The 4,582-nt window shown below is 68.9% G+C and carries 5 protein-coding genes and 1 other RNA gene; 3 read left to right on the top strand and 3 right to left on the bottom strand.

Annotated features, from left to right (window positions below; translation table 11 throughout):
- Positions 1-2 precede the first annotated feature (2 nt).
- Positions 3-1,193, top strand: a complete 1,191-nt coding sequence (locus BDIM_RS14045; RefSeq protein WP_040346278.1) for a YihY/virulence factor BrkB family protein — start codon at positions 3-5, stop codon at positions 1,191-1,193.
- Here the strand turns inward: BDIM_RS14045 and recR are convergent.
- Entirely contained in the window at positions 1,190-1,792 is a 603-nt protein-coding gene (recR, locus tag BDIM_RS14050; protein ID WP_003166259.1) for a recombination mediator RecR, read from the bottom strand. The two genes, BDIM_RS14045 and recR, sit on opposite strands and share 4 nt — an antisense overlap.
- Positions 1,792-2,121 (bottom strand): YbaB/EbfC family nucleoid-associated protein, encoded by a 330-nt coding sequence (locus tag BDIM_RS14055; protein WP_003166260.1) that lies wholly within the window; start codon positions 2,119-2,121, stop codon positions 1,792-1,794. Before BDIM_RS14055 ends, recR begins: the two co-directional genes overlap by 1 nt.
- 174 nt (positions 2,122-2,295) lie before the next feature.
- Between BDIM_RS14055 and BDIM_RS14060 the strand changes: the two genes are divergently transcribed.
- Positions 2,296-2,910 carry a malonic semialdehyde reductase gene (locus tag BDIM_RS14060; RefSeq protein ID WP_050796741.1) on the top strand — a complete coding sequence of 205 codons (615 nt, stop codon included), beginning with the start codon at positions 2,296-2,298 and terminating at the stop codon, positions 2,908-2,910.
- A gap of 135 nt (positions 2,911-3,045) precedes the next feature.
- Here BDIM_RS14060 and nudC read toward each other — a convergent pair whose 3' ends face one another.
- Complete coding sequence (gene nudC, locus BDIM_RS14065) at positions 3,046-3,969, bottom strand: NAD(+) diphosphatase (protein ID WP_003166262.1); 924 nt, start codon at positions 3,967-3,969, stop codon at positions 3,046-3,048.
- A gap of 71 nt (positions 3,970-4,040) precedes the next feature.
- Here nudC and ffs point away from each other — a divergent pair.
- Positions 4,041-4,134, top strand: an RNA gene (gene ffs, locus BDIM_RS17290) — signal recognition particle sRNA small type.
- Positions 4,135-4,582 lie beyond the last annotated feature (448 nt).

Below are 4,582 nucleotides of genomic sequence, written 5' to 3' on the forward strand. Positions count from 1 at the left end.
GGCTGCTGCGCTATCTGGCCGCAGCGGCGGGCGGACTGGCGACAGGCGCGACGGCGGCCCACCTGCTCTACACTCAAGGCCACCGCTTCGGCCTGGAGTTGCGGCCCGAGCGGCCCGAGCCCCTGCCCCCGCGCGATCCCACGCCCGAGGACTATGACGCCGAAGAGCCCGGGCGCGGCCGCCTGGCCCAGCGGCCGTTGCAGATCCCGCACAAGGGCTGGGTCGACATCCTGTGGCGCACGGTCATGGGCTATTTCGGCGATCGCGTCGGCTTCGTCGCCGGGGGCGTGACCTTCTTCCTGCTGCTGGCCCTGTTCCCGACGCTGGGCGCCTTCGTCACCATCTACGGCCTGTTCGCCGATCCGGCCGACGCCTGGGGCCAACTCAGCTTCCTTTATGAGGTGCTGCCGTCGAACGTGGCTCAGTTTCTCGGGGCGGAGATGACGCGGCTGGCGGGCAGCTCCACCGGCCAGCTGACCTTCACCCTGATCTGGACCCTGCTGCTGACGCTGTGGGCGGCCAACGGGGGGATCAAGACCCTCTTCTACGGCCTGAACCTCGCCTATCACGAGGTCGAGCGGCGCAATATCGTCATCTACAACCTGGTGTGCATGGGCTTCACCGTCTCGGCCATGGCGGCGGTGATGCTGAGCTCGGCCCTGGTGGTCGGCGTGCCCGTGGTGCTGGCCGTGTTCGGCCTGGAGGACGAGTGGGCCTATCTGGCGCCGCTGCGCTGGCCCCTGTTGTTCCTAGGCTATGCCGGGGCGCTGGCCCTGATCTATCGTTACGGGCCGAGCCGGGCGCGGGCGCGCTGGCGCTGGCTGACGCCGGGGGCCCTGTTCGCGGCCAGCCTGAGCCTGCTGGTGTCCTTCCTGTTCAGCTGGTTCCTGACCACCTTCGTGCGCACCGATTCCTACGGCCCGCTGGCGGCGGCCATGGGCTTTCTGCTGTGGACCTGGTTCTCGGTGCAGGTGATCCTGATGGGCGCGCGGCTGAACGCCGAGATCGAACACCAGACCGCGCTGGACACCACCACGGGCGCGCCCCGGCCGCTCGGCGAGCGCGGCGCTGTGATGGCCGATTCGGTCGGTCCCCGGCGCGGCAATCCCGCCGCCCTGGCCTTCACCCTGAAATACGCCGAGGCGCTGGGCGATCGGGTGATGCGGCGGCGGATGAAGAGACGGAGGCCCTAAGCGGGCCGTCGCGCCCGCAGGGCCTGGATGATGGTGCCGTCGTCCAGCCAGTCCAGTTCGCCGCCGACGGGGACGCCGCGCGCCAGGGAGGTCACCTGCACCCCCGCCGCCGACAGGCGTTCGGCCAGATAGTGCGCCGTGGTCTGGCCGTCGACGGTGGCGGGCAGGGCCAGCACGACCTCCTTCGCCTCTCCGCCCTTCGCACGGCCGATCAGTTCGGCGATGCGCAGTTGTTCGGGGCCGACGCCGTCCAGCGCCGACAGCAGGCCGCCCAGGACGTGATACTTGCCGCGAAAGGCGCCCGACCGCTCCATGGCCCACAGGGCGCCGGCCTCTTCGACCACGCAGATCAGGGCGTTGTCGCGGCTCTGGTCCGCACAGACCGAGCAGGGATCGCGCGTATCGGGCGAGCCGCAGACCGAGCAGTTGACCACCTTGTCCGCCGTCTCGGCCAGGGAGGCGGCCAGCGGGACCAGCAGCTGCTCGCGCCGCTTCAGCAGGGCCAGGGCCGCGCGCCGGGCCGAGCGCGGCCCCATGCCCGGCAGCTTGGCCAACAGGCTGATGAGCCGTTCGATTTCCGGCCCGGCGGAGGCGGCCATCAGAAGAGTTTCGGCATTCCGGGGATGTTCATCCCGGCCATCGGCCCGGCGGCGTCGCGCATCAGGGCGTTGTTGATCTCGTCCAGCTTGCGCTTGGCGTCGGCGTGGGCGGCGACGATCAGGTCGGCCAGGATCTCGCCCTCGCCGGGCGCCATCAGGCTGTCGTCGATCTTCACCGAGGTGATCTCGCCGGGGCCTTTCAGGGCGATGGTCACAAGGCCGCCGCCCGAGGTGCCCTCGGCGGTGGATTCGGCCATTTTCGCCTGGGCGTCCTGCAGCTTCTGCTGCATCGCCTGGGCCTGTTGCATCAGGGCGTTGAGGTCTTTCATGCGCCCTAGATAGGGCCAAGCGCCGCGCGGCTCCAGACCCTGACGAAGAAAGCCTGTCGCGCCCGCCCCCTCCATATTCGTCACAAAATCGGTTGCCGATCTCTTGACGACGGAGTCGCGCAAGCCTAATTGGCCACAACTGAAGTTACCAATCAGTTTTCTGGAGAAGCCCTGATGGCCTTTGACGCCCTTTCCGCCCGCGACCTTCCGGTTTCCGACGCCGTTCTGGCCCAGCTGTTCACCGAGGCGCGCACGCGCAACGGCTGGAGCGACCGCCCCGTGTCCGAAGACCTGATCCGCAAGCTGTATGACCTGACCAAATTCGGCCCGACGGCGGTCAACATGACCCCGGCCCGCTTCGTCTTCATCACCTCGCCCGAGGCCAAGGCCCGGCTGTCGACGCATATGGCCGAAGGCAACCGCGCCAAGACCCTGGCCGCGCCGGTCAATCTGATCATCGCCCAGGACATCGACTTTCACGACACCCTGCCCAAGCTGTTCCCGCACGCGCCGGGCGCCCGCGACTGGTTCCCGGACGAGGCCGGCCGTCGTGAAGCCGCCTTCCGCAACGCCTCGCTGCAGGGCGGCTATCTGACCATCGCCGCGCGCGCCCTGGGCCTGGACGTGGGTCCGATGTCGGGCTTCGACGCGGCGGGGGTGAAGGCCGAGTTCTTCCCCGACAGCAATGTCGAGCCGAACTTCATCATGAACCTGGGCTACGGCACGGACGAGAACCTGTTCCCCCGCTCGCCCCGCCTCGACTTCGAAGAAGCGGCCCAGATCCTGTAAGCGTTTTCCTCTCCATGAAATGGGGAGGGGGACCACGAAGTGGTGGAGGGGCTTAGCGACAGCGGAACCAAGCGGCCCCTCCGTCACGTCGCCTGCGGCTCCGCGCCACCTCCCCACGAAATGGGGAGAAAAAATTCAGCCCTCGCCCCGCGCCCAGGTCTCCAGCAGCCGCCGTGCGATGGCGTAGGGCGGCGGGGCCTGGATGGTCGGGTGGGGCTCGTCCAGAACGGCGCGCGCCTCGCCGCGGGTCAGCCAGGCGACGGCCTCCAGCTCGGTCTGGTCCGGCGCGGCCTCGTCGGTCGTGACCTCGGCGATCAGGCCGATCATCAGCTGGGCCGGGAAGGGCCAGGGCTGGCTGGAGTGGTAGCGTACGTCCGACACCGTCAGACCGGCCTCCTCCATCACCTCGCGGGCGCAGGCCTCCTCGATCGATTCGCCCGGCTCCATGAAGCCGGCCAGGGCCGACATGCGACCGGCGGGCCAGGCGGCCTGACGGCCCAGCAGGCAGCGCGGCTCAGCCCCGCCCTTGTAGACAGGAAGCATGATGACGACCGGGTCGACGCGCGGGAAATGCTCGGTCCCGCAGGCCGGGCAGACACGCTTCCAGCCGCCGGACGCCTGATCCGACGCCTTGCCGCAGGCGGCGCAGAAGCCGTGACGACGGCGCCAGTCGAACAGGCTCTTGGCCGTGGCGGCGATGCCGGCGTCGGCCTCGGGCAGGACGACCGCCGCCTCGCGCATCTCGACGAAACGGCCAAGGCCCCCGGCCGGGCCGCTGGTCGGGTCGATGGAGCCCTCGAACTCGGCGGCGAAGACCGGCGCCCCCTTCCACAGACCGAGGAAGACGTCGCGGTCGCGCGCCAGGTCGCGTGCATGGCCCAGCGACAGCCAGACCAGCCGCTCGGCCCCCTCATGGGTTTCGATCAGCGGGCGACCCTCCCACAGGATCATGGCCAGGGCTTCGGGATTGGCTTCCTGCTCGGCCAGCCAGGCGGCGTCGTTGCGAAGGTCGCCGGAGCGGTCGAGCGGATTGCCGGAAAAGACGTTGCGATAGGGCATGAGGCTTCATAGCCCCGACGACGCGTGCAGGGGAGGGCTTGATTCCCGCGCCGTCCGCCGTCATATCCCCTCTCGGAGATCGCGGGCGAAGGCTTCGCCAACCTGGTCAGGGCCGGAAGGCAGCAGCCACAACGAATTCCCCTTCGGGTCGCGGTCTCCACCTTATTCTTAGGGCGCTATGTTCGCGCCGCGGGCGCTCACGACTTGAGCGCTTTTTTTATGCGGCATTGTTAGTGCGCTATCGCTCGGCTCGCGGAGCCTCGCTGCTTGAGCGCACGATCCCCGACATCTGCGCCGCACCTGTACCTGCATCTCCGCCGTCATCCTCGGGCTTGACCCGAGGATCGAGTTCAACGGCGTGCTCTGTCTTGCCGATGCCCCGCAGACAGATGGCCCGATCCTCGGGTCAAGCCCGAGGATGACGGCGAGGGAGGGGCGAACGGCGGCGTGGAAGGCCCGTCGTGCAAGCTTCACGGAACCGGGCTGCGCCTCATTCGCTGAAAGGGCTTCGATCCCCTCATCAGGAGCAGGCGAATGAGCATTCTCGGCAAGATTCTCGGCGGCGTCTTCAGGAAGAAGGAGGCCCCGGCGGCGACGCCCGCAGCCCCCGCCC

Source organism: Brevundimonas diminuta ATCC 11568 (assembly GCF_000204035.1).
Classification (GTDB): Bacteria; Pseudomonadota; Alphaproteobacteria; order Caulobacterales; family Caulobacteraceae; genus Brevundimonas; species Brevundimonas diminuta.